The following is a 4468-nucleotide window of genomic DNA, read 5'->3' as shown; positions in this document are numbered from 1 at the left end:
GATCAGCTTCGCCTCGACGATGTCGCAGACCGGAGTCGACGTCGAACTGAACAACCACCCGTTCAGCGACTACGGGCTGGAGCGCATCGCAGAACTGAGCAGCACCAGCAACGCGTTCGTCGTGGGGACTTCCGGCACCCAGCTCTTCATGCAGGTCATGGAGGACATGCTGAACGGCCGCATCCTCCAGGACCAGGAGTCCTCCACCACCTCCACGGTCACCACCGCCGCGTTCACCACCAGCGCGGCCGGGTCCGCGACGGCGACTCGCAAGGGGGGCTGCGGCTGCTGACGGAGAGGGCAGCGGGCAGGGCACGGCCGGAACCGTCACACCGGCCGTGCCCTGCCGGCAGGCCCGGTAGATCGACGGTGGGGAAATGGGCAACCCCCAGAGCAGGGAGCGGCGATGCTGCGTGACGAACGCCATAGCGGATGCACTCCGTCACGGTTTACTTGACATATCAACCTGTTGAATCATGTACAGAGCCACGCAAGACCCTAGGAGCCCCGCCCATGCAGTTCGGCATCTTCAGTATTGGTGACATATCACCGGACCCGGCCACCGGGCGGACCCAGAGTGAGGCCGAACGGATCAGCAACATCGTCAAGGTGGCACGACGCGCCGACGAGGTGGGCCTCGACGTGTTCGCCCTGGGGGAGCATCACAACCCGCCCTTCGTGCCGTCCTCCCCGCCGGCCCTGCTCGCCCACATCGCGGCCCTGACCGAGCGGATCGTCCTCAGCACGGCCGTCACTCTGATCACCACCAACGACCCGGTGAAGATCGCCGAGGACTACGCCATGGTGCAGCACCTCGCCCAGGGGCGCCTGGACCTGATGCTCGGGCGCGGGAACACCGTCCCGGTCTATCCCTGGTTCGGCAAGGACATCCGCCAGGGCGTACCGCTCGCCCTGGAGAACTACAACCTGCTGCACCGGCTGTGGCGCGAGGACGTGGTCGACTGGGAGGGGCGGTTCCGCACCCCGCTCCAGGGCTTCACCTCCACTCCGCGCCCGCTGGACGACGTCCCGCCGTTCGTGTGGCACGGCTCGATCCGCAGCCCGGAGACCGCCGAGCAGGCGGCGTACTACGGCAACGGCTTCTTCGCCAACCCCATCCTGGCGCCGAACTTCCACTTCAAGCCGATCGTCGAGCTCTACCGGCGGCGGTACGAGCACCACGGCCACGGCACCGCCGAGCAGGCGATCGTCGGCCTCGGCGGTATGGCGTTCATCGCCCGGCGGTCCCAGGACGCGGTCAACACCTACCGCCCCTACTTCGAGAGCCACTCGATGTTCCGCGGTATGAAGCTGGAGGACTACATGGCCGCCACGCCCATGACGGTCGGCAGCCCACAGGAAGTGATCGACAAGGTCCTCACCTGGCAGGAGGGTTTCGGCGACTACCAGCGTCAGCTCTTCGCGGTCGACTCCGGCGGCCTGCCGGTCGAGATGGCTCTGGAGCAGGTCGAGTTGCTGGGGACCGAGGTGGTGCCGGTGCTGCGCAAGGAGATGGCGGCCCGCCGCAAGCCCGGCATCCCCGACGCACCGACGCACGCCTCGCTGGTGAGGGCGAAGTACGGCGACGCGGAGCCGCGCCGGCCGCGGCCGAACCCCAACCGGGGCGACAACCTGTCGGGCACCTCGCCGTACCAGGACAGCGATCCGGACGTCGAGGCCAGCTTCCCGGCAGCGTTCTGATGGCGGACGTGAGCCGACCGGCGAACGAGGCCCGGCAGGCGAGGAGCATCGCGTGAGCGACCGTCCGTCTCCTGCCGTTCCGGTCACGCTCGTGGTCGTCGACGCCGGCGTCAGCGACCCGTCGTCGACCCGGCTGCTCGCCGATCGCATCGCCCAGAAGACGATCGACGCCCTCCGGACCACGGGTACGACGGCGACCGTGCGCTCGATCGATCTCGGCTCGCTCGCCACGGACATCGCGCAGGGCATCGTCTCCGGCATGCTCAACCCGAAGGTCCAGTCGGCCATGGACCTGCTGGCCGGGGCCGACGCGGTCATCGCGGCCACTCCGGTCTACAAGGCCGGCATCAGCGGTCTGTTCAAGTCGTTCGTCGACCTGATCGACAACGATCTGCTGATCGCGAGGCCCGTCGTCCTCGCCGCGACGGGCGGCAGCGCACGGCACGCCATGGTCGTCGACGAACACCTCCGGCCCCTGTTCGCCTTCCTCCGCGCCCTGCCGATGCCCACCTCCCTGTACGCGACGCCCGAGGACTGGGCGTCGACCGACCTCGGCAACCGCATCGCCCGCGCCGCACAGGAGCTCTCCGTCCTGCTGCGCTCCGGAGCCGGCCGGCAGATCACCGACAGCAACTGGGGCGGCTACCAGCACCAGTTCGGCGGGAACGCCACCGCCGCCGAACGGTCGGTCGAGGACGTCGACTTCGACACCGACCTCATGCGACTGGCCACCGGCGGCAGCGCCCCGGTCCACCGGCAGGAGCCGCGAGATGACCAGTGACCAGGCGGGAGCGTACGCGTCGCCGTCCCCTCGGAGAGCCACCGTGGTGGTCATCGGCGGAGGCCAGTCCGGGCTGTCGGCCGGCTATCACCTGAAGCGGCGCGGGTTCGTCAGCGCCCTGGACGCGGGTGCCGCGTACGCGGATCGCACGTTCGTCGTGCTCGACGGCGAAACCGCGCCCGGCGGGGCGTGGCGTCACCGGTGGGAGTCGCTGCGCATGGCCACGGTCAACGGGATCTTCGATCTCCCGGACTTCCCCAAACCCCCCATCGACCCCGAGGAGCCCAGCCGTACGGCGGTGCCACGCTACTTCGCCGACTTCGAGCAGCGGTCCGACCTGCCCATCCTGCGACCGGTGCGGGTCACCACCGTACGTGCCGCCGACACCGATCCCGACGGCGAACTGGTGGTCGAGTCCGATCACGGCACCTGGCTGACCCGGGTGGTCGTCAACGCGACCGGCACCTGGACCAACCCCGTACTCCCCCACTACCCGGGGCAGGAGACGTTCACCGGACCGCAGCTCCACACCCACGACTACGTCGGAGCGGAGGACTTCGCCGGCCTGCGGGTCGCGGTCGTGGGCGGTGGCATCTCCGCGCTCCAGCAGCTGGAGGAGATCTCCAGGGTGGCGACCACCTTCTGGTACACCCGCCGCGAACCCTTCTTCCGGGACGGCGGGTTCGACCCGGAGGTCGAGGGCCGCGAGATCATCGCCAAGGTCCTCGCCGACGTCGAGGCGGGCAGACCCACGGGCAGCGTCGTCTCGTACACCGGCCTGGCCTGGACCCCGTACGCGCTGGCGGCCAGGGAGCGCGGCGCGCTCGAACGCCGCCCGATGTTCACCGCGATCGAACCCACCGGTGTACGGGAGGCGGACGGCTCCTTCACCACCGTGGACGCGATCCTGTGGGCGACCGGCTTCAAGGCGGCACTCGCGCACCTCGCCCCCCTGGCGCTGCGCAACGACCACGGCGGCATCCGGATGACCGGCACCCAGGTGGCCGGCGAACCCCGGGTCCACCTGGTCGGATTCGGCCCGTCCCAGTCCACCGTCGGCTCCAACCGCGCCGGCCGCAGCGCGGTCGTCGCCATCACCAAGTACCTCGGCGGACAACAGCCCGTACAGCGTGCCGTGACCGACAACCCGGCCTCCGCACAACCCTCTTGAGCCTCCCGAGGCCGCCCAGAAGGGTGGGTCGCACCGACGCCGTCTCGGACGGCCGCGCTTGGCCTGCGCCTTGTCGATGCGGCTGGAGCGCGAGGACTCCGTGACCAGGGTCCGGCCGGTTCCGACCCGCACCGCACGATCCGCGACCGCGCCTTCGCATGGCGCCGTACATCTCGCGGTTCGGCCTCGGGTGTCCACCACCAGGAACCAGCCCGGCACCGTCCCACGAAGAGTACGGGCCACGACCTGCAGTCCTTCAGCCTGCCCACGGTGATCCCGCACGAGCAGCAGCTCGGCATGCTCGAACGCTTCGCGAGCGAGGTCGTCCCCGTCGTCCGCAAGGCTGCCCCCACGACGCTGTGGACGGACGCGGATCCCTACGGCGGACGCCCCGCCGTCCACGGCCGTACCGTCGCCGACGCCGCGAACGAGGTCGACAAGGCACAGCCCTGAGGCATGCCGGCGTCCTCCCGCTCGGGGCACGAGGCGGAACCCGAACGGTCGGGTTCCACCTCGGACGTGGGTCCTGCGTGGGTCCTTCCGAAGCCGGCTCGGACGGTTCGGGCCGTCAGCAGCCGCAGCCGGCAGCGGCGGAGTCGGTGGACTCCTGGTCCTGGAGGATACGGCCGTTCACCATGGCTCGCATGACCTGCATGAAGAGCTGGGTGTCGGAGGCGCCGACGACGAACGGGTTGTCGGCGGTGTCCGGCGTGCCGCTGAGCTCCTGCATGCGCTCCAGGCCGTAGTCGCAGAAGGGGTGGTTGCTCAGTTCGACGTCGACACCGGCCCGCTTCATCAGGGCACCGAAGGTCTTG

The 4468-nt window shown here is 69.8% G+C and carries 4 protein-coding genes and 2 pseudogenes; 5 read left to right on the top strand and 1 reads right to left on the bottom strand.

The features are described 5' to 3' along the window. The 5 genes and pseudogenes from ACGFZS_RS49670 to ACGFZS_RS49650 all read left to right on the top strand — a co-directional run. Positions 1 to 292, top strand: a pseudogene (locus ACGFZS_RS49670) (MBL fold metallo-hydrolase); the annotation flags it as partial. Between the two features lie 221 nt (positions 293 to 513). Beyond that, complete coding sequence (locus ACGFZS_RS49665) at positions 514 to 1701, top strand: CE1758 family FMN-dependent luciferase-like monooxygenase (protein WP_393800824.1); 1188 nt, start codon at positions 514 to 516, stop codon at positions 1699 to 1701. 52 nt (positions 1702 to 1753) lie between these two features. Beyond that, positions 1754 to 2482 carry a CE1759 family FMN reductase gene (locus ACGFZS_RS49660; RefSeq protein WP_393800823.1) on the top strand — a complete coding sequence of 243 codons (729 nt, stop codon included), beginning with the start codon at positions 1754 to 1756 and terminating at the stop codon, positions 2480 to 2482. Next, positions 2472 to 3653 carry an NAD(P)-binding domain-containing protein gene (locus ACGFZS_RS49655; RefSeq protein ID WP_393800822.1) on the top strand — a complete coding sequence of 394 codons (1182 nt, stop codon included), beginning with the start codon at positions 2472 to 2474 and terminating at the stop codon, positions 3651 to 3653. The genes ACGFZS_RS49660 and ACGFZS_RS49655 overlap by 11 nt, the downstream gene beginning before the upstream one ends. A 270-nt stretch (positions 3654 to 3923) precedes the next feature. After that, positions 3924 to 4106 (top strand): hypothetical protein, encoded by a 183-nt coding sequence (locus ACGFZS_RS49650; RefSeq protein WP_393800821.1) that lies wholly within the window; start codon positions 3924 to 3926, stop codon positions 4104 to 4106. 115 nt (positions 4107 to 4221) lie between these two features. On the opposite strand, the pseudogene ACGFZS_RS49645 reads toward ACGFZS_RS49650, so the two are convergent. Next, positions 4222 to 4468, bottom strand: a pseudogene (locus ACGFZS_RS49645) (MBL fold metallo-hydrolase); the annotation flags it as partial.

It is taken from the genome of Streptomyces sp. NPDC048288 (genome assembly GCF_043201555.1).
Lineage (GTDB): Bacteria > Actinomycetota > Actinomycetes > Streptomycetales > Streptomycetaceae > Streptomyces.
The sequence above is the reverse complement of the archived record's forward strand: the minus strand, read 5'-3'. Positions and strand labels throughout refer to the sequence as shown.